This is a genomic window from Microbulbifer sp. GL-2 (assembly GCF_007183175.1).
GTDB lineage: Bacteria > Pseudomonadota > Gammaproteobacteria > Pseudomonadales > Cellvibrionaceae > Microbulbifer.
The window spans coordinates 381,461-407,632 of the sequence record NZ_AP019807.1 but is presented as its reverse complement, the minus strand read 5'-3'; the positions used below and the strand labels follow the sequence as shown (position 1 = coordinate 407,632).

At 52.6% G+C, this 26,172-nt stretch carries 24 protein-coding genes; 22 read left to right on the top strand and 2 right to left on the bottom strand.

Annotation, left to right across the window (positions count from 1 at the left end):
- Nucleotides 1–12 precede the first annotated feature (12 nt).
- The 20 genes from GL2_RS01855 to tsaA all read left to right on the top strand — a co-directional run bounded on the left by GL2_RS01855 (nucleotide 13) and on the right by tsaA (nucleotide 22,414).
- Nucleotides 13–1,227 carry an IscS subfamily cysteine desulfurase gene (locus GL2_RS01855; RefSeq protein ID WP_143732759.1) on the top strand — a complete coding sequence of 405 codons (1,215 nt, stop codon included), beginning with the start codon at nucleotides 13–15 and terminating at the stop codon, nucleotides 1,225–1,227.
- Between the two features lie 27 nt (nucleotides 1,228–1,254).
- On the top strand, nucleotides 1,255–1,677 hold the full coding sequence (gene iscU / locus GL2_RS01850; RefSeq protein WP_143729028.1) for a Fe-S cluster assembly scaffold IscU: 423 nt from the start codon (nucleotides 1,255–1,257) through the stop codon (nucleotides 1,675–1,677).
- Between the two features lie 41 nt (nucleotides 1,678–1,718).
- Nucleotides 1,719–2,042, top strand: a complete 324-nt coding sequence (iscA, locus tag GL2_RS01845) for an iron-sulfur cluster assembly protein IscA (RefSeq protein ID WP_143729027.1) — start codon at nucleotides 1,719–1,721, stop codon at nucleotides 2,040–2,042.
- A 125-nt stretch (nucleotides 2,043–2,167) separates the two neighbouring features.
- The gene (hscB, locus tag GL2_RS01840) at nucleotides 2,168–2,698 is read left to right on the top strand and encodes a Fe-S protein assembly co-chaperone HscB (protein ID WP_172621024.1); all 531 of its coding nucleotides are present in this window, start codon (nucleotides 2,168–2,170) and stop codon (nucleotides 2,696–2,698) included.
- 78 nt (nucleotides 2,699–2,776) lie between these two features.
- On the top strand, nucleotides 2,777–4,648 hold the full coding sequence (gene hscA / locus GL2_RS01835) for a Fe-S protein assembly chaperone HscA (protein WP_143729026.1): 1,872 nt from the start codon (nucleotides 2,777–2,779) through the stop codon (nucleotides 4,646–4,648).
- A 50-nt stretch (nucleotides 4,649–4,698) separates the two neighbouring features.
- A complete protein-coding gene (gene fdx, locus GL2_RS01830) occupies nucleotides 4,699–5,037 on the top strand; it encodes an ISC system 2Fe-2S type ferredoxin (RefSeq protein ID WP_143729025.1) in 339 nt (112 codons plus the stop codon).
- Nucleotides 5,038–5,068: 31 nt separating this feature from the next.
- Nucleotides 5,069–5,263, top strand: a complete 195-nt coding sequence (gene iscX, locus GL2_RS01825) for a Fe-S cluster assembly protein IscX (protein WP_143729024.1) — start codon at nucleotides 5,069–5,071, stop codon at nucleotides 5,261–5,263.
- A gap of 197 nt (nucleotides 5,264–5,460) precedes the next feature.
- Nucleotides 5,461–5,889 carry a nucleoside-diphosphate kinase gene (ndk, locus tag GL2_RS01820; protein ID WP_143729023.1) on the top strand — a complete coding sequence of 143 codons (429 nt, stop codon included), beginning with the start codon at nucleotides 5,461–5,463 and terminating at the stop codon, nucleotides 5,887–5,889.
- A 63-nt stretch (nucleotides 5,890–5,952) separates the two neighbouring features.
- A complete protein-coding gene (rlmN, locus tag GL2_RS01815; RefSeq protein WP_143729022.1) occupies nucleotides 5,953–7,071 on the top strand; it encodes a 23S rRNA (adenine(2503)-C(2))-methyltransferase RlmN in 1,119 nt (372 codons plus the stop codon).
- Nucleotides 7,072–7,342: 271 nt separating this feature from the next.
- Nucleotides 7,343–9,277, top strand: a complete 1,935-nt coding sequence (locus GL2_RS01810) for a cytochrome-c peroxidase (protein ID WP_143729021.1) — start codon at nucleotides 7,343–7,345, stop codon at nucleotides 9,275–9,277.
- A gap of 720 nt (nucleotides 9,278–9,997) precedes the next feature.
- Nucleotides 9,998–11,941, top strand: a complete 1,944-nt coding sequence (locus GL2_RS01805) for a cytochrome-c peroxidase (protein WP_232053736.1) — start codon at nucleotides 9,998–10,000, stop codon at nucleotides 11,939–11,941.
- A gap of 362 nt (nucleotides 11,942–12,303) precedes the next feature.
- A complete protein-coding gene (gene pilW, locus GL2_RS01800; protein WP_143729019.1) occupies nucleotides 12,304–13,083 on the top strand; it encodes a type IV pilus biogenesis/stability protein PilW in 780 nt (259 codons plus the stop codon).
- Nucleotides 13,073–14,038: a RodZ domain-containing protein gene (locus GL2_RS01795; protein WP_143729018.1), complete on the top strand. Its 966-nt coding sequence runs from the start codon at nucleotides 13,073–13,075 to the stop codon at nucleotides 14,036–14,038. Before pilW ends, GL2_RS01795 begins: the two co-directional genes overlap by 11 nt.
- Nucleotides 14,039–14,139: 101 nt before the next feature.
- A complete protein-coding gene (ispG, locus tag GL2_RS01790; protein WP_143729017.1) occupies nucleotides 14,140–15,252 on the top strand; it encodes a flavodoxin-dependent (E)-4-hydroxy-3-methylbut-2-enyl-diphosphate synthase in 1,113 nt (370 codons plus the stop codon).
- Between the two features lie 57 nt (nucleotides 15,253–15,309).
- Nucleotides 15,310–16,572 carry a histidine--tRNA ligase gene (hisS, locus tag GL2_RS01785; RefSeq protein ID WP_143729016.1) on the top strand — a complete coding sequence of 421 codons (1,263 nt, stop codon included), beginning with the start codon at nucleotides 15,310–15,312 and terminating at the stop codon, nucleotides 16,570–16,572.
- Between the two features lie 69 nt (nucleotides 16,573–16,641).
- Nucleotides 16,642–17,355, top strand: a complete 714-nt coding sequence (locus GL2_RS01780) for a tetratricopeptide repeat protein (protein WP_143729015.1) — start codon at nucleotides 16,642–16,644, stop codon at nucleotides 17,353–17,355.
- Complete coding sequence (bamB, locus tag GL2_RS01775; RefSeq protein WP_143729014.1) at nucleotides 17,355–18,518, top strand: outer membrane protein assembly factor BamB; 1,164 nt, start codon at nucleotides 17,355–17,357, stop codon at nucleotides 18,516–18,518. The genes GL2_RS01780 and bamB overlap by 1 nt, the downstream gene beginning before the upstream one ends.
- 145 nt (nucleotides 18,519–18,663) lie before the next feature.
- A complete protein-coding gene (der, locus tag GL2_RS01770) occupies nucleotides 18,664–20,058 on the top strand; it encodes a ribosome biogenesis GTPase Der (RefSeq protein ID WP_143729013.1) in 1,395 nt (464 codons plus the stop codon).
- A 139-nt stretch (nucleotides 20,059–20,197) separates the two neighbouring features.
- Nucleotides 20,198–21,661: an NAD-dependent succinate-semialdehyde dehydrogenase gene (locus GL2_RS01765; RefSeq protein ID WP_143729012.1), complete on the top strand. Its 1,464-nt coding sequence runs from the start codon at nucleotides 20,198–20,200 to the stop codon at nucleotides 21,659–21,661.
- A gap of 54 nt (nucleotides 21,662–21,715) precedes the next feature.
- A complete protein-coding gene (gene tsaA / locus GL2_RS01760; protein WP_143729011.1) occupies nucleotides 21,716–22,414 on the top strand; it encodes a tRNA (N6-threonylcarbamoyladenosine(37)-N6)-methyltransferase TrmO in 699 nt (232 codons plus the stop codon).
- Between the two features lie 190 nt (nucleotides 22,415–22,604).
- Here the strand turns inward: tsaA and GL2_RS01755 are convergent, their stop codons facing one another.
- The gene (locus tag GL2_RS01755; protein WP_143729010.1) at nucleotides 22,605–23,297 is read right to left on the bottom strand and encodes a phosphatase PAP2 family protein; all 693 of its coding nucleotides are present in this window, start codon (nucleotides 23,295–23,297) and stop codon (nucleotides 22,605–22,607) included.
- A gap of 311 nt (nucleotides 23,298–23,608) precedes the next feature.
- Between GL2_RS01755 and GL2_RS01750 the strand changes: the two genes are divergently transcribed.
- Nucleotides 23,609–24,433, top strand: a complete 825-nt coding sequence (locus GL2_RS01750; RefSeq protein WP_143729009.1) for an MBL fold metallo-hydrolase — start codon at nucleotides 23,609–23,611, stop codon at nucleotides 24,431–24,433.
- Nucleotides 24,434–24,670: 237 nt separating this feature from the next.
- Here GL2_RS01750 and GL2_RS01745 read toward each other — a convergent pair whose 3' ends face one another.
- Nucleotides 24,671–25,459, bottom strand: a complete 789-nt coding sequence (locus tag GL2_RS01745; RefSeq protein ID WP_143729008.1) for a trans-aconitate 2-methyltransferase — start codon at nucleotides 25,457–25,459, stop codon at nucleotides 24,671–24,673.
- A gap of 151 nt (nucleotides 25,460–25,610) precedes the next feature.
- On the opposite strand from GL2_RS01745, the gene GL2_RS01740 reads away from it, so the two are divergent.
- On the top strand, nucleotides 25,611–26,099 hold the full coding sequence (locus GL2_RS01740) for a GFA family protein (RefSeq protein ID WP_143729007.1): 489 nt from the start codon (nucleotides 25,611–25,613) through the stop codon (nucleotides 26,097–26,099).
- Nucleotides 26,100–26,172 lie beyond the last annotated feature (73 nt).

The window sequence follows — 26,172 nt, the reverse complement described above, 5'->3', positions numbered from 1 at the left end:
AACGGTATGACTATGAAGCTTCCCATCTATTTGGATTATTCGGCTACCTGTCCGGTGGACCCGCGCGTCGCCGCAAAAATGGCGGAGCAGCTGACGATGGAAGGCAATTTCGGGAACCCGGCTTCCCGTTCCCACCTGTTTGGCTGGAAAGCTGAGGAGGCGGTGGAAAATGCCCGTCGCCAGGTTGCGGAATTGATCAACGCTGATCCGCGCGAGATTGTCTGGACCAGCGGTGCGACCGAGTCCGATAATCTGGGGATCAAGGGTGCGGCCCACTTCTATCAAGGCCGTGGCAAGCACATCATTACTTCCAAGATTGAGCATAAGGCGGTCCTGGATACCTGTCGCCAACTAGAGCGTGAAGGCTTTGAAGTGACCTACCTGAATCCGCGCGAAGATGGCATTGTCTATCCGGAGCAGGTAGAGGAAGCACTGCGTGAAGACACAATTCTGGTGAGTCTGATGCACGTCAATAACGAGATTGGCGTGATCAACGATATTGCTGCAATCGGTGAGCTTTGCCGCTCACGCAAAGTGATTTTCCATGTGGATGCTGCACAGAGCGCCGGCAAACTGCCGATTGACCTGCAGGAGATGAAGGTGGACCTGATGTCCTTCTCCGCCCACAAAATTTATGGTCCCAAGGGTATCGGTGCCTTGTATGTACGCCGCAAGCCCCGCGTGCGCCTGGAAGCGCAGATTCACGGTGGTGGCCACGAACGCGGTATGCGTTCCGGTACCCTGCCCACCCACCAGATTGTCGGTATGGGTGAAGCTTTCCGCATCGCCAAAGAGGAAATGGTTGAAGAGGGCGAGCGCCTGACGGCTCTGCGCAACCGCTTCTGGGATCAGATCCAGGATATGGAAGAGGTACATATCAACGGTTCTGCGGAGCAGCGTATACCGGGCAACCTAAACGTCAGCTTTGCCTTTGTTGAGGGCGAGAGCCTGATCATGTCCCTGCGCAACCTGGCGATTTCCTCTGGCTCAGCCTGTACATCCGCCAGCCTGGAACCCAGCTACGTACTGCGGGCCCTGGGTGTTAACGATGAACTGGCACACAGCTCCCTGCGCTTCAGCTTCGGTCGCTTTACCAGCGAGCAGGATGTCGATACCGCTGCGACAGAAGTGCGCAAAGCGGTGGAGAAGTTGCGCGAACTGTCGCCCCTTTGGGATATGTACAAAGACGGCGTAGACCTGAACAAGATTGAATGGGCCGCTCACTAAGCGCGCGCAAGAGTTAGGAGAATAGTCATGGCCTATAGCGATAAAGTAATTGATCACTACGAGCACCCCCGCAATGTCGGACGAATGGATGACAAGGCGGATAACGTGGGTACCGGCATGGTGGGCGCACCCGCTTGTGGTGACGTGATGCGCCTGCAAATCCAGGTTAGCGAAGAGGGTGTCATTGAGGACGCCAAATTTAAAACCTACGGTTGCGGCTCCGCGATTGCTTCCAGCTCACTGCTTACCGAGTGGGTGAAAGGCAAGACCATCGACGAAGCCGAGCAGATCAAAAATACTGCCATTGCCGAGGAGCTGGCTTTGCCACCAGTGAAAATTCACTGCTCGGTACTGGCGGAAGATGCGATCAAGGCCGCAGTGCGTGATATTCGTGAAAAGCGCGGCGATTCAGCCGATGCCGGTGAAGCGAAAGAGTCCGCAGCGGGTTAATCCGACCGGGCCGCGTGCCCAACAGCAGTGAAGGTATTGTTTTGGCTATTACCATGACCGAGGCCGCCAAGGCTCATATCAAGAGTCAGCTGGCCAAGCGCGGCACAGGTATCGGCATCCGGGTAGGTATTAAGACCGCCGGGTGTTCGGGCTTGGCCTATGTACTGGAATTCGTCGACTCGGCAGAAGCCGGGGACGTGGTGTTCGAGCAGGACGATGTAAAACTGATTGTCGATCCCAAGAGTTTGGTTTACCTCGACGGTACCCAGTTGGATTTCGTCAAAGAGGGCCTGAACGAGGGCTTTACCTTCTCCAACCCCAATGTCAAAAATGAGTGTGGCTGCGGCGAGAGTTTCCACGTCTGATCGGGGCTCGTTACAGCGAGGCCGGGTGCGCTGCGCATACCGGCCTTTTTATTGGCCCGGTAATGACTGCCGGGCGGGGCGTCGCCGCCCAGTTTTTAAGGCCTAGTGCCGGCAGGTGAACTGAGATGGCAACCAACCTGACCCATTTCGAAATATTCGGGCTCGAGCCCGCCTTTGATCTCGATCGCAACGCACTTGCCGCGCGTTACCGGGAATTGCAGCGGGAATTCCATCCCGACAAATATGCTTCCAAATCCGAGCGCGAGCAGCTGCTGGCTATACAGATGGCAGCACAGATTAATGAAGCGCACACCATTCTGCGCAACCCGGTTCAGCGCGCCGCCTACCTGCTCAAGCTGGCCGGTGTGGAAGTACCGCCGGAGCAAACCACAGCCGATGCGGAATTTCTGATGCAGCAGATGCTGCTGCGTGAGCGGCTCGAAGAGGTGCGCGAACAGCCCAACCCAGCGGCTGCCCTCGAAGAGCTTGCCGAGGAAGTTAGCGGCTTGTTCCTGGGCGAGCAGAGGCTTTTTGCAGAGGTGTTTGCCGCGAACAGCTTGGCCCTGGCTAAGGACTCTCTGCTCAAGCTGCAATTTCTGGTGAAATTGCAGGGGCAGGTAGAGGAGATGGAAGCCGACCTGTCTGGTGATTACTGAGCGACGACAAAGAATAACCTGGGATATGGCACAGACAGTGCCTTCGCAACGCCATCCTGATGATAGAAGAGATAAGCAATGGCATTACTGCAGATTTCCGAACCGGGACAGAGCCCTGATCCCCATCAGCGCAAGCACGCCGTAGGGATCGATCTGGGCACGACTAATTCATTGGTGGCGACAGTGCGTAGTGGTTCGGCAGAGGCCATCGCCGATGAGCAGGGTAAGGTGATACTGCCCTCAGTGGTGCATTACGGCAGTGACGTTATCACTGTTGGTGCCGAGGCTCGCAACCGCGCGGCGCAGGACCCCTACAATACCATGATTTCCATCAAGCGCCTGATGGGGCGCGGGGTGGCAGATGTCAAAAGCCTCGGTGAGCAGTTGCCCTATCACTTTGCCGATAGTGATGGAGGAATGCCCTCTATCGAAACGGTGGCTGGCCCGGTAAACCCGGTGCAGGTATCTGCGGAGATCCTCAAGAAGCTGGCCCGGCGTGGTCGAGAGGCTCTCTACGGCAGGGAGGGCGGTGAGCTGGATGGTGCAGTGATTACTGTGCCGGCTTATTTTGATGATGCCCAGCGCCAAGCCACCAAGGATGCAGCCAGGTTGGCGGGTCTCAAAGTGTTGCGCCTGCTAAACGAGCCCACTGCTGCGGCAGTGGCTTATGGCCTCGATAAGGGTGAGGAAGGGGTGATCGCGGTCTACGATCTCGGCGGAGGCACCTTCGATATTTCTATATTGCGCCTGTCCCGCGGCGTTTTTGAAGTGATGTCCACCGGTGGTGATACTGCACTCGGAGGCGATGATTTTGATCGCACCATCGCCGCGTGGATCGCGGATCAGGCGGGCCTGGGTACAGACCTGGATGCGGGTACCCAGCGCCAGCTGCTCGATAGTGCCTGTGCCGCCAAGGAGTCCCTGGCCACTGTGGAGCAAGTAGAGGTGAGCTATGCAGATTGGCAAGGTGTGCTCGACCGGGCAACCATGGCCTCGCTGCTGGATCCGCTGATCGATAAAACCCTGCGCGCCTGTAAACGCGCTCTGCGCGACGCCGCGATTGATGTTGGGGAAGTGCAAGAGGTGGTACTGGTAGGCGGTTCGACCCGAACCCTACGTGTGCGGGAGCGGGTCGAGGCTTATTTCGGCCGCGCGCCCCACGCGGATATTGACCCGGACCAGGTTGTTGCCATCGGCGCTGCATTGCAGGCTGACGTACTGGTGGGAAATAAGTCCGGCGATGATCTTTTGCTGCTGGATGTGATCCCACTGTCCCTCGGTATTGAGACCATGGGCGGACTCACTGAGAAACTGATCGGGCGCAATACCACTATCCCGGTGTCAAAAGCCCAGGAATTCACCACTTTCAAGGATGGCCAGACTGCCATGGCGATCCATGTGGTTCAGGGCGAGCGGGAACTGGTGAGCGATTGTCGCTCCCTGGCGCGTTTCGAACTGCGTGGTATACCGCCGATGGTGGCGGGTGCAGCGCATATTCGTGTGACTTTCCAGGTAGATGCTGACGGCCTTCTGTCAGTCAGCGCCATGGAAAAGAGCAGTGGTGTCAGTGCGGATATCACCGTCAAACCCTCCTACGGACTGGAGGACAAGGATATTGCGCAGATGTTACAGGATTCCTACGCCCATGCCGCTGAGGATATTGCCCTGCGCGCCCTGCGCGAGGCCCAGGTCGAGGCGGAGCGCACGCTGGAGAGCCTGCTGGTTGCATTGCGCGAAAATGGCGCCCAGTTGCTTGGGGAGGGCGAACTGAATGAACTCGAGCACGCCATGGAAGCCCTGCGCCTGGCTCACAATGGCGGTGATGCGGAGGAGATTCGCAAGCGTATGGAAGCCCTGAATAAGCTGTCCGAGCCCTTTGCCGCACGGCGTATGGATGCGTCGATCAAGCGCGCCATGCAGGGGCACAGCCTGGATGAATTCGATAAATAAGCGGCCGGGGCCAGGCCCCGTCGGATTGAGACCATAGAGAGTCAGTACCCATGCCGAAGATTGTATTTTTACCCCATGCCGAAATCTGCCCTGAGGGCAAGGTTGTGGAAGCGGAGAGCGGCGTCAGCGTGATTGATGCAGCGCTGGCCAACGATATTGAAATCGAGCACGCCTGCGAGAAAGCTTGTGCTTGTACCACATGTCACGTGATCGTGCGCGAAGGTTTTTACTCTCTGGAGGAGCCCGATGAGCTGGAAGAGGACCTGTTGGACAAGGCCTGGGGGCTGGAGCCCGAGTCGCGTCTGTCCTGCCAGGCGATTGTTGATGATGAGGACCTGGTGGTGGAGATTCCCAAGTACACCATCAACCAAGTTTCAGAAAAACACTGACCAGCACGGGTATTAAAAAGGAAGCCAAATCATGAAGTGGACTGACATTCACGATATCGCCATTGAGCTCTGTGATACTCACGAAGATGTAGACCCACTCACGGTTAACTTTGTCGACCTGCGCAACTGGGTGATGGCGCTGCCGGATTTCGATGACGATCCCAGTCGCTGTGGTGAGAAAGTTCTGGAGGCCATCCAAGCCGCGTGGATCGAGGAGCGCGATTAGTTGACGGGGTTTGCCGGGTATTGGTATTGGAGTACAAAAGTCGATCAATACCCCGTATAATCCGCCGGCCGCGAAATGCGGTGATCAAAAATTAAGTACCCCCGGCGGGTATGAAAGGAATATCACGGAAGAGCAACTGAGCAGGTTGCTCTTTCTGTATGTAAGTTCAGTTACAAAAATTCAATTTGGAGATAACCATGGCCCTGGAGCGTACCCTTTCCATCATCAAGCCAGACGCAGTAGCTAAAAACGTAATCGGCGAAATTGAGAGCCGTTTTGAGAAGGCTGGTCTGAGCATTGTTGCCATGAAAATGCTGCACCTGTCCCGCGAAAAAGCCGAAGGCTTCTACGCTGAGCACAAAGAGCGTCCTTTCTTCAAAGACCTGGTTGATTTTATGACTTCCGGTCCGGTTGTTGTGCAGGCTCTGGAAGGTGAAAACGCAATCCTCGCCAACCGCGAGCTGATGGGCGCTACCAACCCGAAAGAAGCCGCTGCCGGCACTATTCGCGCTGACTTCGCTGACAGCATCGATGCCAACGCAGTACACGGTTCCGACTCTGCAGAGTCCGCTGCCCGTGAAGTAAGCTACTTCTTCGCTGACGACGAAATCTGCCCGCGCGCTTAATTGGCGCGTTGCAATCGCACCGGTCCGTCCAGACCGGTGCAGCTTTTCCCCGAGGTGAAATGAATGACCACAGAAAAAACCAACCTGCTCGGCCTTTCTGTAGAAAAGCTGGCCGCCTTTTTTGAATCATTGGGCGAGAAGCGCTTTCGCGCTGTTCAGGTTTTAAAGTGGATTCATCAAAATGGGGTAGATGATTTTGCTGAGATGACTAATGTCAGCAAGGCCCTTCGCCAGAAACTGGCGGATGTGGCTGAAATCTGTGCGCCGGAAGTGCTTGAGCAATGGGACTCTGCCGACGGTACACGCAAGTGGCTGATTAAAGTATCCGGTGGCAATGCCATCGAAACGGTTTATATCCCCGACGGTGATCGCGGCACCTTGTGTGTCTCCTCTCAGGTGGGTTGTTCCCTGGATTGCAGTTTCTGCGCGACCGGAAAGCAAGGATTTAACCGCGATTTAACCGCAGCTGAAATAATTGGACAGGTTTGGATTGCATGTAAGTCTTTTGGTCAACTGGATCCGAAAGGACCGCGCAAGGTGACCAACGTGGTTATGATGGGCATGGGTGAGCCATTGCTCAATTTCGATAATGTTGTCGATGCCATGAACCTGATGATGGAAGATAACGCCTACGGTATCTCCAAGCGCCGTGTAACCCTATCTACCTCTGGCGTAGTGCCGGCCCTGGATCGCCTTGCCGATGTCACTGATGTAAGTCTGGCGATTTCCCTGCATGCGCCCAACGATGCGTTGCGCAATGAACTGGTGCCGATCAATAAAAAATACCCGATCGCCATGCTGTTGGATTCTGCCAAGCGCTATATAGATCGTATGCCGGATACCCATCGTAAGATGACCATCGAATATACGCTGATGCGCGAGGTCAATGATCGTCCTGAGCACGCGGAGCAACTGGCGGAGCTGTTACGCGATGTGCCAGTAAAAATTAACCTGATTCCCTTCAATCCTTTTGAGCTTTCCGATTATCAGCGCGTGAGTAATAACGCTTTACGACGCTTCCAGCAGATCTTGCTCGACAAAGGTTATACAGTAACGGTGAGAACCACTCGCGGTGATGATATTGATGCAGCTTGTGGCCAGCTGGCTGGCAGTGTAAATGATCGCACGCGCCGCTCAGAGCGCTATCGTAACGCCGAACGCCCTGTCCGTATTGTTGGCTAACAGCCATATCCACTCAGGGCCGGCTTGCTGATGAATAGCAAAAGTCCGCACCGGCCCCTGTAGCTTCTACCGATCTTACTGGTTCTTAATTGCAGTATCGGTAGGAGAAATTACTTTCATTTTTTCTATGTCTTTCTACACAGCAATGGCTTTTGTGTCTTGCTGATATCGCGCCTATTCAATTTATTTTTATTGGTGTCAACCAAATCACGTGACTCTGCGTTAACAGTCCAGAAGTTTTAAAAATGAATGGAAGTGGCTGCTATAACTTATGAATGCTCAGAAACTGGATTTAAGTGCGATTCCCAGAGTCTTGTCACGACTCTTTTTCCTATCTCTCTTTTTAGTATTGCTAGGTTGTGGTTCTGGGTCGTCCGGTAGTGACGATAATTCAGTGGAGGATGCTGTTGGGGGTGTTGGGGGCTCTGGATCGGATGGCGATACAGAAACTGGCAGTGGAGATGACTCTGATGCTGATGGAGAAACAGATCCTGATAGCGGAGAGGGTAATGCTCCTCAGGAATTGATAGGGAATGCGTTCTCGGGGACCAGTATTGGGCTTTCGTGGGAGGGGGCAGGGGAAATTTATTTTATCTATCGTGATAATACAAAAATTGCAGAGACCTCCAATAATTTCTTTGTGGATCAGGGGCTGTCAGTAAACACTGAATATACTTACTCGGTCACAACGAGCCCAGTGGATGATGTAGTTGAGACGACCAGTGTGGCTGCTAAAACCCTGGTGAATAATACTAACTCAGGTCTCGACAATGGTGCTGAAACCATCATCGTCAATGATCGTATTGCTAACTTTTCTGAGTGTAACAATGCCCGTAGTGTAGTCGACTTGTTGGATGAAGATCTGGATAGCTGTCTTCAGGCGATGCTGGAACTCAATAAGATGGCTGTACACTTGGAAGATATGCGGGCATTTGCTGCTCGGGTTAGAAGTGAGCAAGCCCCGGCAATGATTGAGTTGGGTATGCGTCTGTTTCATAGCAAGAGCCTGAGTGCTAATAGCGATGCATCCTGCTCCTCCTGCCATCATCCCGCAATTGGTTGCGGAGGAGATGATTTGTCGATGCCGATCGGTGTCAATGCGGTAGATCCAGCGTTACTGGGGCCGGGTCGGTCTGATGGTGTGAATGATGTCCCTGTTGTTCCCAGAAATGCACAGGCTACCTGTAATTCAGCACTTTGGACACGAGGGCTTTTCTGGGACAACAGGGTTGCTATTGTCGGTCGAGGAGTCAGTACTGGGTCGGAAGATGTGAATAATAATACCGAAGAAGCCGTAGGTACTGGTACCCTGGCTCTACTGATGGCCCAGGCACATTTTCCGGTAACCGCTGCTGCTGAAATGGGGGACATTACCCAATTTGGATACGACAATACTGCTGATGACGGCTTTACAGCTTATCGTGAAGATATACTAGCAGCAAATATGGATGCTGAATCCTGGGGTGATTTATTTATAGCGGCTTTTGGTGATGCGGATATTAGTTTCACTCGTGTAGCTGAGGCAGTTGCAGCTTATGAAGCGGTTCAGATATTTATTAATAATCCGTTTTTTGACTATGTGGATGGTAACCCTGAGGCAATTAGCAATAACGAAAAACGTGGGGCTATCACTTTTATGGCAAGTGATTCCGGTTGTACCTTTTGTCACGCTGGTGCATTTTTTACTACTGAAGCGCCTTTGCCGGGAAACTATCCACAAATTGGTATCGGCACGGATAGTAGCGGTGCCGATGAGGGTGCTGAAGGACGTACAGGATTTGGCGCCTTCCGTGCCCCGACATTGTTAAATGTGGCAATCACTGGGCCTTGGGGGCATAACGGTCAGTTCTCGACTTTAAAGAGAAATGTTGAACACTATCGGGATCATGGGGAGTCAATTGCTCAGTACTTTGCCAATAGTGAAATGTGTGAGCTGGAGCAATTTTCCGGTCTGCAGGATTGTGCCACAAAAGTAGCTCCAAATGGATTAGCGTTGTCAGAGAGAATCCTTGCAGGTAATGATGAGTTTTCCAATAATCTCAGTGATGAAGAAGTTGACCTCATAGTGCAATTTCTGGGGACGCTAACTGACCCGGATGCTGCCAATACCGAGTCCAATGCAATTCAGGCCTTGATACCTCCCCGTGATGGTGGCCCAGATGGAAAGCAGCTGGATGCAAAAGACCAGAGCGGAAAAATTTTATGATTTACAATTCGCCTGAATCTTTAGTGAATTGAGTTGCATAAAAACTCTATGCAGGGGCATGGAGAATAATAATTCTTCTGTCCTCTATTGCTCCTCAAATTCATGAGTTCTAACTCCCCCAGGAATATAAACTTCCATTGGGTTGCAGAGGCCACCAATTGTGCATTAGTTGGCACCGCTATTGTGTCATGGGTTTCTTGAGTTGAGGAAAGGTTCTCATAGTCTGAGATTACCGTGCCTGCGACAGTAGTTTGCGACACTCTCTACAGAACTCTCCGGAGAAAGGCGCTACCTTAATTACATATATACCCCGAAAGCTGGAAATTTACTTCTTGAAGATGTGGCTGCATAGTCGGTAGTTTGAAATTGTACTTATTTCTTGCATGCCATAACGATCATATGGTTTTTCTCGGTAAATTGAATCGGCCTGGGATATGCGAAACCAGGTATTTTTTAAAAATACCTGGGCGGGTTTCTGGATAAAGTTTGTGTCCTACTGTAATTATTACTATGTGCTCACTTAATAGGGCTGAACCTCCGATCTGTTAATTAGGCAAATTACTCAAACTACAATCATTTTTACCCCAATCTCCTTGTCGGGAGTCTGGGAAGATTAGCTTTTGGTGCCGCTTGGGGCACTAGCTTGTCCATTGCCTGTCCAGATTATTTCAAAATGTATTTTATTGGTGGGGTCGATCAGGCTTTATGGAAACTCAAAGAATGGACAATGATGTGTCTTTCGCGATATTGCTGCGGCTATTGATCCTGCCGCTCTTTTTACTGGCAGTGGGCTGCAGCTCGGGTTCGTCCGGGGGGGATGACAGCTCATCATCGGATACCGTAACCGATGGCAGTAGTGGCGATACGGGTTCCGATGGGGATAGCGGTGGCGATGGCGGCTCCGGTACAGGCACGGGAGGCGATACTGGCAGCGATAATGATACGGGAGGTGACTCCGGGCAGGGAGGGGCTCCGTCGAAGCTGATCGGCAATGCTTTTTCCGGTACCAGTATCGGCCTTTCCTGGGAGCGTGACGATGTAATTTATTCCATTTATCGCGACGGGGAAAAAATTGCCGAAACCAATAATCACTATTTCGTTGATCAGGGGCTGTCGATCAATACCGAGTACGCCTACGCAGTAACTGCAGGGAATATCGGCAACGATACTGATGTGTCTCGAGTCAGCGCAAGAACTCTGCTGAATACTACCAACAGTGGTCTTAGCAGCGGTGCGGACATCGAGGTGGATAACGATCGTATTTCCAACTTTGCTGAGTGCAATAATGCGCGCAGTGCTCTGGACTTGCTCGATGCGGACCTGGACTCTTGTCTGCAGGTCATGCTTGAACTTAATAATATGGCCGAGCATCTGGAGGATATCAGGGCTTTCGCTGCCCGAGTTCGCAGTGAGCAAGCCCCGGCTATGGTGGAGTTGGGTATGCGCCTCTTTCACAGTAAGAGCCTCAGTGCCAGCAGCGATACCTCCTGCTCGTCCTGCCACCAACCGGCGATGGGGTGTGGTGGCGATGATCTCTCCATGCCTGTTGGCGTCAGTGCAGTGGATCCAGCTCTAGTGGGACCGGGTCGCTCGGATGGATTGAATGAGGTCCCTATTGTAGCGAGAAATGCGCAGCCAACTTGTAATGCAGCACTTTGGACCCGGGGTCTTTTTTGGGATAACCGCGTGGCTATTACAGATCGTGGGTTGAGAACAGATTCCCGCGATGTCAGTAATAATACCGAGGCGGCCGTGGGTACCGGCACTCTGGCTTTGATGATGGCCCAGGCGCACTTTCCGGTTACCGATGCCGCAGAAATGGGTGATATCACCCAGTTTGGCTACGACAGTACTTCCGATAGCGGATTTACTGCCTACCGCGAGGAGATGCTGGCGGCGAACCTCGACGGCGCCAGTTGGGGCCAATTATTTAGCGCTGCATTTGGTGATTCCGCGATTAACTTCAGTCGCATCGCCGAGGCCATAGCGGCCTATGAAGCGGTACAGCTATTTATCGATAACCCTTTCTTTGATTATGTGGATGGTGACCAGGATGCCCTCGATAGCGATGAGAAGCGCGGGGCCATCACCTTTATGGCCGCTAACTCCGGCTGTACGAACTGCCATGCAGGTGCCTTCTTTACCAATCAAGGGTTGAGGGCTGTGAGTTATCCACAGATAGGTGCCGGCAAGGACGAGAGCGGCAATGGTGCTGACCTGGGAGGCAATGGGGCGGGCAGCTTCCGCATACCCACCCTGCTCAACGTCGCTGTCACCGGTCCCTGGGGGCACAATGGTCAGTTCGCCACTCTGAAAAGAAATGTTGAACACTACCGTGATCGGGCCAGTTCAATTACCCGGTATTTTGCTAACAGCGAAATGTGTGAGCTGGAGCAATTTGCTGGCTTGCAGGATTGTGCCAATAAAGTGGCTCCCAACGGCTTGGCGCTCACCCAGGATATCCTTAACGCGAATGGAGGGGGCGGAGCCAATAACCTGAGCGATACAGAGATTGAACTGTTGGTGAAGTTCTTGGGGGCGCTAACCGACCCAGATGCCGCGAATAACAACTCGAATGCGATCCAAGCCCTGCTTCCTCCCCGTGACGGTGGACCGGATGGCAGGCAGCTGGAAGCGAAGGATCGGGCAGGCAACGAGCTTTAGAAGTCAGGTAGGCAGATTTATTACACAAAAGATAATTGGCGGTCTTGTGATACGCTCGCGATCTAAGAAGGGGCAATTTATTTGGGCTAAATGGAATTCATTGGGATTACGGGGCTGCAACGGACGGTGCTTTCCGGCAGTATAGGGGGCGGGAAGCACAGGTGTAGGGGTGTATGCAGCCGGCGGGGTTCTGTGCAAGGCATCTATTATTTGTCAGCTGCCTAAATGACAGTTTTTGGGTCGTTTTCCGGCTCACTCGGGATTGTAATACCGAAATGAATACGGGCCTTGTCAACCTACGCCGCCAGTCACTGCGATCCCGCCAGAATAGATAAACAAAAAATAAATTTACAGGTGATGTTGTGTCTGCGAAATCTCTTGGCCTGCCGTTTTTGGGGCTGTTTCTCACCGTGTTGTTGGGGGGGTGTGTAACGACGGGGCTGCCTGAGCGTAAAGAAGTTAATCTGGATAAGGCTCTGGAGACCCATGTCCAGCTGGGGCTGCGCTACCTGCAAAGCGGTGATAACCGCGAATTAGCCCGCCGTCATTTCAACAAGGCACTGGAGCTGGGCAGGAAGAACCCTCTGGCCCACCATGGCCTGGCGTTGCTGTATCAGGCGGATGGTGAACTGAAAGTAGCCGAATCTCATTTTAAGAAAGCCCTGCGTTACGGTGATAACTTCCCCATGGCGAGCACCAACTACGGGGTTTTTCTCTACAAGCAGGAACGCTATAAAGAAGCACTGGAGCAGTTCCGCCATGCCTCCACAGATCTGACCTATAACCGCCGTTTCTTCGCCCTGGTGAATTACGGCCGCACTGCTGGCCGCCTTGGAATGGTAGAGGAGGCTGAGCGTGCCTATACCCGCGCACTGGCCCTGAACGCGAATTTGCCCGTGGCCCAGCTGGAGTTAGCGGAGCTGAAATTCGAGGCTGGCGACTATACGGTGGCCAAACAGTACCTGGATAAATACAGCGAGAGAAATCGTCAAACACCGAGATCTCTGTGGCTGGGCATCCGCATCGAAAAGGTTTTTGGTAATCGTGACAAGGAGCTCAGTTACGCGCTTGCCTTGAAGAATTTGTACCCGTACTCTGCGGAAACACTGAAATATCAGGAGTTGAGTGGTAATGACGGATAGCAGTTCTGCGCACCGCGATAGCGGTGACGCTGTATCCCCGACACAACAGTCCCCCATCTCTCCCGGCGGCATACTTCGTGCAGCGCGCGAGAATGCGGGCCTGTCCCGCGAAGAGTTGTCCCAGCGCCTGTGTATTATTGACAATACGATTGAGTGGCTGGAGGAGGATATTTTTGAACGCCAGCCCGAAATGGTTTATGCACGCGGCTATATCCGCAATATCTGCCGGGAATTGGGCGTGAATTCGGAGCCGGCTCTCACTGCCTATGAGGGGGCGCGCCCCCAGCCACAAGTACGCAGCCAAGGTCGCCGTATAGAGGTCAAGGCGGATGCCTTGCGCCCGGCGCGCAAACGCGGGCACGGGTTGCTGGCAATGTTACCTCTGCTCGCTGCTGGTGGTGTGTTCTGGTGGCTCTATGGCGGCCCCGTGACTATCCCCAGTGTGCCCATGCCGGCGGCGCTGAGTGAAGAGGCCCCTCTCAGTCCTTCTGAAACTTCAATACAAAGTGTGAGCTCCCCAGTACTGGAAAATAGCGCAGGCGATGAGGGTGGTGTCACGCCACCTCAGGAGGAGCCCGCTGAGCACGGCGTTCTGGAGGTGGCCTCTGAGCCTCCTGCAGAATCCGCAGCTGCTTTTGTCAGTCAGCCGGAGGTGAACACAACTGAACCCGCGCAGGAGCTTGCCACTGAGGTGGCGCAGCTGGACCAGAAATTACAGGGCGCTCTGCGCCTCAGTTTTGATGAGGACTCCTGGATAGAGGTCAAGGATGCCGGTGGTGTGGTGCTACTGGCCGGAGTACAGGAAGCCGGTACCTCCAAGGAGCTGGATGGGCGCGCGCCCTTTGAGGTGATGCTCGGTAACGCTGGGGCCACTAAAGTCGTCTACCGTGAACAAACCATTGATAGCGACCCTATTGGTAACCGCCGTACCCGACGCCTGATCGTCGGTGATTGAAGTCATCTTCGCGGTTTGGGCGCGAACCCTGTAGGTTTGCGCCCAATCTCTCTATAATCTCCCCCTCGATTTTTCAGCTGCAATACTGCCAGGTCAACTCTATGCAATTTGAATCTTCCATTGTCCGCCGCAAGTCGCGCCAGATCATGGTAGGAGACGTACCTGTCGGAGGCGATGCGCCGATATCAGTGCAGAGCATGACTAATACGGAAACCTGCGATGTGGCGGCCACGGTGGGCCAGATCCAGCGTTTGGAGAAGGCCGGTGCCGATATTGTGCGTGTATCCGTGCCCAGCATGGAGGCTGCGGAGGCCTTCGGGGAAATTAAAAAGCAAGTGAATGTCCCCCTGGTTGCAGATATTCACTTCGATTATCGCATCGCATTACGCGTCGCCGACCTGGGGGTGGACTGCCTGCGCATCAATCCCGGTAATATCGGCCGCGAGAAACGTATCCGCGCAGTGGTGGATAAGGCCCGCGATCTGAATATCCCGATTCGTATTGGTGTCAATGCAGGCTCCCTGGAAAAGGACCTGCAAAAAAAATACGGTGAGCCCACGCCCGATGCCCTGGTGGAGTCGGCTCTACGTCATGTTTCGATTCTCGACAGCCTGGATTTTCAGGATTTCAAAGTCAGTGTTAAGGCCTCGGATATTTTTATGGCCACCGCTGCCTATCGCAAACTGGCGCAGCAGATCGAACAACCCCTGCACCTGGGGATTACCGAAGCCGGCGGTCTACGCGCGGGCACGGTGAAATCTGCGATCGGCCTTGGAGCGCTGTTACTCGACGGCATTGGCGATACTCTGCGCGTATCACTGGCTGCCGATCCAGTGGAAGAGGTTAAAGTGGGGTGGGACCTGCTGAAGAGCCTGCGTCTGCGCAGCAAGGGGATTAACTTTATTGCCTGTCCCAGCTGTTCCCGCCAGAACTTCGATGTGGTGAAGACCATGAACGAACTGGAAACACGCTTGGAAGATATCACCACCCCGCTGGATGTAGCGGTGATCGGTTGTATCGTGAATGGGCCCGGAGAAGCGAAAGAGGCGGATATCGGTCTTACTGGTGGCACCCCAAGTCATGCTATTTATGTAGACGGGCAACCGGATCGCAAATTTAAGAATGAAAACCTGGTGGATGACCTGGAACGCCTGATTCGCGACAAGGCTGCAGCCAAGGCCGAGCGCGAGGCAGATATCATCGCCAAGGCGTAGTGGGCATCAACCCCGTACGCACTACCCAATAGTTGAGTTAAAAATTAAGGAACAGCGTTGAAACAGCTTCGCGCAATTCGCGGCATGAACGACCTGATGCCGGAACAGTCCCCGGTCTGGCAGTATGTGGAAGCCACCCTGAGTGAACTCTTTGGCCGCTATGGCTACAGTGAAATTCGCACTCCCACTCTGGAGGCGACCCAGCTGTTCAGCCGCGCCGTGGGTGAGGCTACCGATATCGTAGAAAAGGAAATGTACACTTTCGAGGACAAAAGTGGTGATAGTGTCACCCTGCGCCCGGAAGGTACTGCTGGCACAGTGCGGGCGGCGATCCAGAGCAATTTGCTGATCCAGCCACAGCGCCTGTGGTACTTCGGCCCCATGTTTCGCTATGAGCGCCCGCAGAAAGGCCGCCTGCGTCAGTTCCACCAGTTTGGTGTTGAGGTATTCGGTATTGATGGACCGGATATCGATGCGGAAATGCTGGTTATGACCGCGCGTTTATGGCGCCAGCTGGGGATCAGTGAACATGTAACCCTGCAGCTTAACTCCCTGGGCAATTCCGATAGCCGCGCCGCCTATCGCGATGCGTTGGTAGCCTACCTGAACGAGCGTCGTGAACAGCTCGATGAGGATAGCCAGCGTCGCTTGGAACGCAATCCGTTGCGTATTCTCGATAGTAAAAATACGCAAACTCAGGAACTGCTGGTAAATGCCCCCTGTCTACTGGACTTCCTCGATGAGGAATCCGCTGCCCACTTCACCCAGCTGCGCGAATTGCTGGATGCGTCGGGGGTGAAGTATGAGATCAACCCCAAGCTGGTGCGCGGTCTCGATTACTATGGCAAGACTGTATTTGAGTGGGTGACCGATAGCCTCGGTGCCCAGGGCACAGTTTGTGCTGGCGGCCGCTACGATGGTCTGGTGGAGCAGATGGGTGGTAAACCTACCCCTGCAGTTGGCTTCGGACTCGGTGTTGAGCGCCTGGTACTGATGCTGGAGACCCTGGAAGTATTGCCGGAAAGTCTGACCCAACAGGTGGATGCCTACCTGGTGGCGGTGGGTGATGTACAATCAGCCGCCTTGGCCGCGGCGGAGCAGTTGCGCGACGAACTGCCATGGCTACGATTGCAGGCACACTGCGGTGGCGGAAGTTTTAAAAGCCAAATGAAGAAAGCGGATAAAAGCGGTGCCGATTACGCACTGATTATTGGCGAGGATGAGGCTGCACATGGTCAGATTACAGTGAAATACCTGCGTTCCGACCAACAGCAACAGACTCTCCCGTTGAAAGAGCTGGCGGCGTTGCTGCAGGGCTGATCAAATACTCAGGGTGGCGGAGGCCCCCGCCGGGAAAGTTAGAAAACCACAGGAAAGGCGATTTACCCAATGTCTGAGCATCTTACCGAACAAGAACAAATAGAAACGATAAAGCGCTGGTGGGCGGAAAACGGCAGGGGCATCGTTACCGGCGTAGTCCTCGCTCTCGCCGGCTACTTCGGCTATCAGTGGTGGCAGGGTGACCAGCGCGCCAATGCCGAAGCCGCTTCTGACCTGTACCAAAATTTTATTGAGGCGGTATCTGCCAACAATAACCAGCCGGATAACAAGCAGCTGACGACAGCAAAAACTCTTGCTGAGCAGCTGAAAAACGAATTTGGCAGCCGCATCTACGCCAGCCAGGCATCATTGCGCTTGGCTGCCATTTCTGCAGATAGTAATGATTTGGAAGCTGCGCAGCAGCAACTGCAGTGGGTGATCGACAATACCGGGGAGACTGCCCTTGAATTGCTGGCCAAGCGCCGCCTCGCGTCTGTGATAGCTGCGCGCGGCAATCCGGATGAGGCCCTGAAATTGATTGAGGGCACTGTACCTCCGGCGTTTGCTGCGCTCTACTCTGAAACTCGTGGCGATATCCTGAAACAGAAAGGGGATAATGCCGGCGCTTATGCCGCGTACGAGAAGGCAATTTCCGAGTTGCTGCCCGAGCAGGCCGGTAGCACCCAGTTACTGCGCCTCAAGGCCGATAGCCTAGCCGTTACTGGTAAAGAAGGTGCACAGGAACAGAATCAAAGTGAGCCAGTACCAGAGGGAGATGAGTAATGGGATTTCTCAATCGCGCTGCAGGGCGTACAGTTGCAGTGGCCCTGGCGATCGCCCTTGCTGCCTGTGCCTCCAACGATGAAAAGGAAGATGTCGATCCGGTAGAACTGGTGGAAATCACCAGCAGTGTCGAGCTGCGCGAAGTCTGGTCAGCGAGTATTGGCGATATCGACGAGAAGCGCTACGCCATGCTGCAGCCGGGCCTGGCCGATGGCAAATTAGTTGCTGCCAACAGCGATGGTGAAATCATCGCATTTGAACGCAGTACTGGTCAGACCCAATGGGAAACTGACCTGGATATCGAATTGAGCGGTGGTGTCGGTGTCGGCCTGGGTGTTGCCGTAGTGGTGGACTATCGCGGTCGAGCCATAGCGCTGGACTTAAACAGCGGTGCAAAACTTTGGAATTACCAAGTCTCTGGAGAGGTGGTTTCCGCACCTGCAGTCGGTTCCGGGGTTGTGGTTTTGCAAACTGTAGATGGTAAGCTGGTTGGCCTGGATGCGGGCACTGGTGAGGAATTGTGGAACCACAATACCATTCTTCCGGTGTTGACCCTGCGCGGCACTGCGGCACCGGTAATCAGCGGTGGTTTGGTGCTCGCCGGACTAGATAATGGCAAGTTGATCGCCCTGGACGCCCGTGACGGTATTCCCCGCTGGGAACAGCGCGTGGCAATCCCGCAGGGTTCTGCCGAGCTGGAGCGGGTTGTGGATATCGACGGCTCACCGGTTGTACGCGGTGACCTGATTTTTGCAGCCAGTTACCAGGGGCGTGTTGTCGCTCTCTCCAAAGATGGCGGGCGCGGTCTATGGGCGCGCGATGCATCCACACACCACGCGGTGGCAGTCGGTGGTGGCCATGTCTACCTGAGTGGTGCTTCCGGCAACGTCAACGCCTACAATGTGGGCACTGGTCAGATTGTTTGGACCAACAGTGAATTGCTGCGTCGTGAACTGAGCGGGCCGGCTTATTTCCAGGATGTTGTCGTTGTCGGTGACCTGGAAGGTTACCTGCATGTTCTCGACCCGAATACGGGACAAATTATCGGTCGTGAACAGGTCGATGGCGATGCGGTTCGTATCCCAATGCTGGTGGATGGTGATCTGCTGTTTGTCCTCTCGGACGACGGTGAGCTGGTTGCCCTGCGCCTCGCTCAGAGTTAAAAACGCACAATATTGATGCGGCGGGCAGTATGTCCGCCAGTGGGCCCTCGGGCCCGCAAAAGGAGCCTGCTCCGCAGGCGAATTGAAATCGCCCGCCTTGTGCGGGCGTTTGTATTTATTTATTAGGCTAAAAGCCAGAATTTGTATGCTGCCAGTAATCGCCCTGGTCGGGCGCCCCAACGTGGGCAAATCCACACTGTTCAACCGTCTTACCAAGAGCCGCGACGCTTTGGTAGCCAACTACGCCGGCCTCACCCGTGACCGCAAATACGGCGAGGCGGAAATTGACGGACACAAAGTGCTCCTCGTTGATACTGGGGGGATCAGCGGTGGGGAAGAGGGCATCGATGCCGCTATGGCCGAGCAGTCCATGCAGGCTATCGAGGAGTCGGATATTGTCTTGTTCCTGGTGGACAGTCGCGCCGGTCTCACTCCAGCTGATGAAATGATCGCCGAACGACTGCGCACACGTTCCAAGCCAACCTTACTGGTGGCGAACAAGGTCGATGGGGTCAACCCGGATATTGCCCTCGCGCCATTCTACGAGCTGGGAATTGGTGAGCTTTTCCCAACTACTGCTACGCACGGTCGCGGTGTGCGCACCCTGATGCAGCGTGTGGTGAAGGATCTGCCTGAAGTGGTGGAACCCGAGGAAGCTGAAGAGGCCACCGGGATCAAGATCGCTATCGTCGGTCGCCCGAATGTGGGTAAATCCACCCTGGTGAATCGCCTGCTGGGTGAGGACCGTGTTGTAGTTTATGACCAGCCAGGTACCACCCGCGACAGTGTTTATATCAACTATGAGCGCGACGAGAAGCCCTACACCCTGATAGACACTGCGGGCATCCGCCGACGCAAGAATATCAAGGAGTCGGTAGAGAAGTTTTCGATTGTGAAAACCCTGCAGGCAGTGGAAGACGCTAATGTCGTGGTGCTGGTGGTCGACGCCCGTGAGGGCCTGGTTGACCAGGATATGCACCTGATGGGCAGTGTGATCCAAGCCGGTCGGGCCCTGGTTGTGGCGTTGAATAAGTGGGATGGACTGGAGGCCGAGCACCGCGACTATGTGAAAGCGGAGCTGGAGCGACGTCTGCGCTTTGTGGAGTTTGCCGATGTGCATTTTATCTCTGCGCTGCACGGCACAGGTGTCGGCCACTTGTACGAATCCATAGAAGCGGCTTTTCAGAGCGCAACAGATAAGCTGTCCACCAACCACCTGACACGTATCCTGCAGTGGGCAGTAAGTGAGCACCAACCTCCCATGGTGCATGGCCATCGTATCAAGCTGCGCTACGCCCATGCTGGAGGCCAGAACCCACCGGTTATCGTAATCCATGGCAACCAGACGGAACAGGTACCGGCCCACTACGTACGCTATCTGGAAAAGACTTTCCGCAAGGCCTTGGAACTGCATGGTACTCCGGTGAAAGTTGAATTCCGCACTGGTGCGAATCCCTATTCGGATAAGAAAAACAAGCTGACAGACCGGCAGAAAGCCAAGAAACGTCGCCTGATGAAGTTTGTAAAAAAGAAAAAATAAATTCTCAGAGCGTCGGCCGGTCTTTGTGTCGCAAATCCCCTCGCAGTGATGCACTGTGAGGGGCGCATTACGGGTTAATATCGTAAGCAGTTGATTCCCGCTGAAAGGGGATCTGGCAAGACACCATAAGGAGATGGCAATGCTGGAGCTGACTAACCCCGCGCTACTGCGCACCCAGTCTTATATTAATGGCCAGTGGATCGATGCTGATTCCGGTGCCACTTTTGATGTCACCGACCCCGCCACCGGCAAAGTGGTTGCAAGCCCCGCTGATCTGGGAGCCGATGAGACCCGCCGCGCCATTGAGGGCGCAACTGAGGCCTGGCCTTCCTGGATGGCAACTCCGGTTAAGGAGCGGGCCAGAATACTGCGCCGCTGGTATGACCTGATTATTGCCAATACCGAAGATCTGGCCAGAATCCTCACTGCCGAGCAAGGCAAACCCCTCTCCGAGTCGCATACTGAAATTATCTACGGCGCCAGCTATCTCGAATGGTTTTCCGAAGAAGCCAAACGTGTTTATGGCGACGTGATAGCTCCGCCTGCCAGCGACCGCCGCATTGTAGTTATCAAGCAGCCGGTGGGTGTTACCTGTTCAATTACGCCCTGGAATTTCCCCAGTGCGATGATTGCCCGCAAGATGGCCCCGGCCCTGGCCGCCGGTTGTCCCTTTATTGCCAAGCCCGCTCAGGAAACACCACTGTCCGCCCTGTCACTGGCTGTATTGGCAGAGGAAGCGGGTATCCCCGCAGGAGTTTTTAATATCGTGGTTGGGCAGAATGCACCAGCTATCGGTGCCGAAATGACTTCAAATCCCTTGGTGCGCAAGTTTACTTTTACCGGCTCCACTGCTGTGGGCAAGTTATTGCAGGCCCAATGCGCCCAGACCATGAAGAAAACTTCCATGGAGCTGGGAGGCAATGCTCCATTTATTGTTTTTGATGATGCAGACCTGGATGAAGCGGTAAAAGGCGCCATCATCTGTAAGTACCGCAATGCAGGCCAGACCTGTGTGTGTGCCAACCGGATTTTCGTGCAAGAAGGAGTTTATGAAGCATTTTTGGGTAAGTTTATAGAGGCGGTTAATAATCTCACCGTGGGCAATGGTGTTGATGCGAAAACCGATGTTGGCCCAATGATCACAGCCAAAGCGGTCAAGAAGGTGGAGTCTTTAGTAGAGGATGCGTTGCAAAAAGGTGCGCGGACCCTGGTAGCCGGAGGGCCAAGTCCTATGGGCGATCATTTCTACAACCCAATGGTGCTAGGTGATGCCTCTGACAAGATGCATCTATTTAGGGAGGAAATTTTCGGCCCGGTTGCGCCACTATACAAATTCTCTACTGAAGAAGAGGCAGTGCGAATGGCGAATGATACTGAATTCGGACTCGCCTCATATTTCTATTCACGGGATATTGGTCGCATCTGTCGTGTATCTGAAGCATTGGAGTACGGCATGGTGGGTGTTAATGAGGGTATTATCTCCAATGAGATGGCACCTTTCGGCGGCGTAAAGGAATCTGGCCAGGGGCGAGAGGGTTCCAAGTACGGTATAGAGGATTACCTGGAAGTAAAATACCTGTGCATAGGCGGTATTGATAAATAAATACCTATAACTAGTTTAAAATGCCCAGCTGATTTTTGGCTGTCTGGAATTTCCATGGTTGTTGAGCCTATCGCGCGCGTGCATTCCTGCTTTGGTGAAAAGTTTGGCGTTCCCCGGCAGCCAATGCTCGCCAATGCCAGCCGTGCCAGCATTGAACTGTTGGCGCCGCTAAATGTGGCGGATGCGGTGGCGGGGCTCGAAGAGAACAGCCATATCTGGGTGGTATTCCAGTTTCACCAAGCTGCCGGGCAGTGGTCGGCCAAAGTTCGCCCCCCGCGGTTGGGGGGCAATAAAAAGCTGGGCGTGCTCGCCACCCGCTCACCGTTCCGTCCAAATAATATTGGTCTTTCTGTAGTCCGCCTGTTGGAAATACGAACCTCACCAAAAGTGGAATTAATTGTTGCTGGTGCGGATTTAGTGGACGGAACCCCGGTGCTGGATATCAAACCCTATGTGCCCTACGCAGATGCGCTGCCATCGGCGGAGAGCGCATTTGCCGATACAGCGCCAGAATTGATCCCGGTATATATCCCCGAGGAAATTCTGCAAAAAGCTGAGGCATTTCGTGATGATTGGGGAACGAATCTACCGTGTTTAATCGAACAGGTGTTGGCCCAAGACCCCCGCCCCGCATACCAGAAGAGGGACCCGGAGCGTATCTATGGCATGAAATTGTGTAGTTTTAATCTGTGCTGGCGTTATACACAGGCTGGAATTGAAGTGATATCCTTAACGGAGCTGCCCTCAGGTTAGCTAGGGCGCTGTTTGCAGTAATTTATAGAGGCCTTGCCAGCGGCTTTTTCTATTCCAGTAAGGCATTAGAGCTGTCGTATAGTTACTCTGTATTACTCGTTGCTTATTTGGAACAACCAAGTTACATTCCTTGCGCCTTGGTAAGCGCTTTTATAGTCAAATTAATGGTATCAAGCGGTATTAACAGACCCTAGATTCTATGCTTCCAGGATTTAAATCCAAAAAACAAGAATAAACCGATACAGGCCCAATAGACGAAGATCAGCAGGTTGTGTCCCTTTACATATTTCAAGAGATTAATCAGGGCAGGTGACAGGTGGATCGTCAACACACCAACAGCTGAACCCAGTGCCAGCCCGGCCAGAGTATCACTTGGGTAATGAACTCCCAGATATGGCCGTAAAAATATCATGGCAACAATGAGCCAACCAAGCAGTAGCACCGCCGGCCAGCCAAATTGGCTGCAAATTACAATTACACTGACCGATGTCCAAACTACATGACCGGAAGGAAAACTTTCTATTGCTTTAGAGGCACTCCCTGGATCTCTATTGTTAATTTGAATTCCCAGTAATTTTTGCAGATTTTCATCAGCATATGGGCGCAATCTTTTAAAATGTCGTTTTAGAGGAGTGTACAGGAGGTTGCTGATGATCAAGGCAAACATTAACAATATGGAGATGTTTTCTAAGGCCAGGCTGTTATAAAACTCTCCCGCAGCAGCAAAAAAGAATACACTGAGCATCCAGAAGGGGGCATCCCCTGTCAGCACCAAAATATCCAAAAGGTTGGACTTCCTGTAACTGCGCCGGTAGGCCCATTTGAGTAAATTCTGATCCAGGCGAACCAAAGCACTTCCTGCACTTCTAAAAATTTTCTTCATGGTGTCCCCAGGTAAGCATACAGCGCAGAACTTAGAGTTGATCCTCCAGCGACAGCAGGTTGGAGTTTGGCGCTCTAAGCAAGCTTGTAAAGACACCTCTTATAAAATTGAGGGGAGAACAGTACATTGATAGTACTCGTTAATATTTAGACTGGTCAGACATATAACTTACTGGAATTACTACAAGAATGCCCCGGGGTTCTTTGTGTGCAATTTTGAGTAGTAATATGTCACCCGATTTCAAGGGATTTGCAATATCATCCGCCCTATATTCGCATAAGAATAGCGCCCATTGATTTAGAGGGTACCCCATGTCTGTACGTGAATCTTTTCGCTACCAGGATCTCGATGCACTGCGTGTTGGCCGCTTTAATATGGGAGTCAATACCACATTTGTTGTCTACAGGCTTAAAGGCACGGTTATCGACACTGGTCCCAGTAACCAGTGGCGTTATGTCAAGCCCTTTATCCAAAGTGGCCCTATCAATCAACTTCTGCTCACCCATCACCATGAAGACCATAGTGGCAATGCTGGGGTTATCCATCGCCTGACTGGCGTTCAGGCTCTGGCACCGGAGCAGACCATCGGGATCCTGAAGAAAGGATTCCGAATTCCTCCTATGCAAAAACTCTTTTGGGGCACTGCGGGAAAGGCTGAGGCGGCACCATTGCCGCAAGAGATTTCTATTGGCAAGGAAAAAGTTGTCCCCCTGTTTAGCCCAGGTCATGCCAAGGATATGACTTGTTATCTAATACAGGAGCGTGGCTGGCTCTTCAGTGCAGATCTATACATTGCTAATTATCTAAAATTCCTTCGGATCGATGAGCATATACCTACTCTATTGAAAAGTATCAAGGGTGTACTTGACCAGCAATTTGACGTAATTCTTTGTCCACATCGTGGAGTAGTAGAGAAGGGCTGGCATCAGCTCAATGAGAAGTATGAATTTCTGCTCAATCTTACTGGTGAATCACAAGAGCTACAAAAAAAGGGGCTTTCACTGGAGGAAATTACTCTGCGCTTATTGGGCAAGGAAGGTTTGGTCAGTAAGCTCACCGGTTATAATTTCTGCAAGAGGAACTTGATTGCTTCCTGTTTGGCTGTTGATCTCTATGAAATGCCTCGCTTCCAGTAATTGAGAGATGATTTGGGGTTGGGGTGGAGCTGCTTTCTAAGGGCTGCACCTTGAGTTTAATTGTTCAAATTTGGTTTTCTGCTAAATATCATTTTCAGGTTTAAAATACCTTAAATGGAGTTGGTAGAATTTGAAGGGTTGGTTTTAGGAGCTCATTATTGAAGGGGATCTTTCCCGTTGCGAGTGGGTGATTTATACGCTTATTGAGAGCCACGGATTACCTAGTTTTATTCACTGTTATTTTTCCGCCTCAATTATAAAGCGTTTGATTCTAACTCCTGCTCGCTTCTGCATCCTGAAGTCTATCTTTTTATAATATTTATCCATTACTTGTTGTGCAAATTGCTCGCGTAGAGGGTTTTCCAAGTGACGAAACTGTGGCACCCAAGAGAGGAAAAAGGAGGATAGCTTGTTAGGTGTCTCGAAATTTTCCACATGATAAATTTCATCGATCCTTGAAATGTAGAAGCCTGGATTTTCAATGTAATTTTTCATGTCATTCAGAGAGTAATGGTTGTAGGGGTCTACAAAGTTTACGAAATGATTGTGCCATTGAGCAGAGTTCTGAAATTCGGAAACGGTACCCCAGAAATTTTCATGGTCAACCTGAAAGCCGGCTACGACCTTACCGCCCTCTTTTAAATGCTTGTAGAAGCCATCCCATACCTTTTGCTGGTCCGCTACCCAGTGCAGGCAACTGAAAGAAAAAATAAAATCAAACTGTTCTTCAAGCTGAATTTCATCGGCGCTCATTTGTTCGAAGGAAAGGTTAGGGAGGCCAGTGTGGACTTTGCGGGCGAATTGAATCATGTCTTTGGTAAGGTCTACACCGATAATCCTGCCATTGTTGAGACGTTCGGCCAGGTAACGGGTGATTTTGCCATCGCCACAACCCACATCGAGAATCATTGATGCATCTTGATAATTACAGCGCTGAATGGCCTCCATAGCTTGGCGCCACTGCATGATGGAGGCCTTTACATATTCTTGAGCAAGCCATTTATCGTGTCTGACCGGCTTATCCATTACTTTGGCACCCTATTGCTTACTCAGCGAGAGGTTACAGTCTAGTCCAGGTACACTTACCAGATTAGGTATATGCAATTTTCTATTCTGGTAACAATGCATATCTGGATTAATCACGCGATGAAGAATAAGTTCACAGGGAGGCTTTAGAGTGAAACTTAAAGGTTCTTGCCATTGCCAGTCGATACAATTTAGCTTGAATTCTAGCCAACCCTATCCATTTAATCGCTGCTATTGCTCTATATGTCGAAAGACTGCTGGAGGAGGGGGCTATGCCATCAATTTGGGGGGAGATTTTAATTCAATGCAGGTAGAGGGGGAGGAATTTCTATCGATTTATCAAGCCATGGTAGGGGGCGCCAAGCGAGGAGAAATTACTGAAAGTCCTGCGCAACGCCATTTTTGTTCCCGGTGTGGCAGTGCACTTTGGCTTTGGGACCCGCGCTGGCCTGAGCTTGTACACCCTTTTGCCTCGGCTATAGATACCGAGCTGCCTGTTCCCCCTCAGCGCACTCACATGATGCTGAAGTATACGAAACTATGGATTGAGCCAGATATCCGTGAGGGTGATGAGGTCTATGATGTTTATCCTGAAGAATCCCTGCTGCAATGGCATGAACGCCATAATCTGGATGTGTAGGTATTGATGCAGTAATAGGGGAAGTAAAAACAGTTTGATGAAAGGCGCGGGGCGAGCCATTGGCCGCCCAGCC

Coding starts and splice junctions, on each gene's coding strand:
- bamB (WP_143729014.1), top strand. CDS start 17,355: ATGGGATTTCTCAATCGCGCTGCAGGGCGTACAGTTGCAGTGGCCCTG.
- GL2_RS01745 (WP_143729008.1), bottom strand. CDS start 25,459: ATGGATAAGCCGGTCAGACACGATAAATGGCTTGCTCAAGAATATGTA.
- GL2_RS01805 (WP_232053736.1), top strand. CDS start 9,998: ATGGACAATGATGTGTCTTTCGCGATATTGCTGCGGCTATTGATCCTG.
- iscX (WP_143729024.1), top strand. CDS start 5,069: ATGAAGTGGACTGACATTCACGATATCGCCATTGAGCTCTGTGATACT.
- ispG (WP_143729017.1), top strand. CDS start 14,140: ATGCAATTTGAATCTTCCATTGTCCGCCGCAAGTCGCGCCAGATCATG.
- GL2_RS01780 (WP_143729015.1), top strand. CDS start 16,642: ATGTCTGAGCATCTTACCGAACAAGAACAAATAGAAACGATAAAGCGC.
- GL2_RS01755 (WP_143729010.1), bottom strand. CDS start 23,297: ATGAAGAAAATTTTTAGAAGTGCAGGAAGTGCTTTGGTTCGCCTGGAT.
- hscB (WP_172621024.1), top strand. CDS start 2,168: ATGGCAACCAACCTGACCCATTTCGAAATATTCGGGCTCGAGCCCGCC.
- GL2_RS01795 (WP_143729018.1), top strand. CDS start 13,073: ATGACGGATAGCAGTTCTGCGCACCGCGATAGCGGTGACGCTGTATCC.
- rlmN (WP_143729022.1), top strand. CDS start 5,953: ATGACCACAGAAAAAACCAACCTGCTCGGCCTTTCTGTAGAAAAGCTG.
- hscA (WP_143729026.1), top strand. CDS start 2,777: ATGGCATTACTGCAGATTTCCGAACCGGGACAGAGCCCTGATCCCCAT.
- tsaA (WP_143729011.1), top strand. CDS start 21,716: ATGGTTGTTGAGCCTATCGCGCGCGTGCATTCCTGCTTTGGTGAAAAG.
- iscU (WP_143729028.1), top strand. CDS start 1,255: ATGGCCTATAGCGATAAAGTAATTGATCACTACGAGCACCCCCGCAAT.
- GL2_RS01810 (WP_143729021.1), top strand. CDS start 7,343: ATGAATGCTCAGAAACTGGATTTAAGTGCGATTCCCAGAGTCTTGTCA.
- der (WP_143729013.1), top strand. CDS start 18,664: ATGCTGCCAGTAATCGCCCTGGTCGGGCGCCCCAACGTGGGCAAATCC.
- GL2_RS01765 (WP_143729012.1), top strand. CDS start 20,198: ATGCTGGAGCTGACTAACCCCGCGCTACTGCGCACCCAGTCTTATATT.
- fdx (WP_143729025.1), top strand. CDS start 4,699: ATGCCGAAGATTGTATTTTTACCCCATGCCGAAATCTGCCCTGAGGGC.
- GL2_RS01855 (WP_143732759.1), top strand. CDS start 13: ATGAAGCTTCCCATCTATTTGGATTATTCGGCTACCTGTCCGGTGGAC.
- ndk (WP_143729023.1), top strand. CDS start 5,461: ATGGCCCTGGAGCGTACCCTTTCCATCATCAAGCCAGACGCAGTAGCT.
- GL2_RS01750 (WP_143729009.1), top strand. CDS start 23,609: ATGTCTGTACGTGAATCTTTTCGCTACCAGGATCTCGATGCACTGCGT.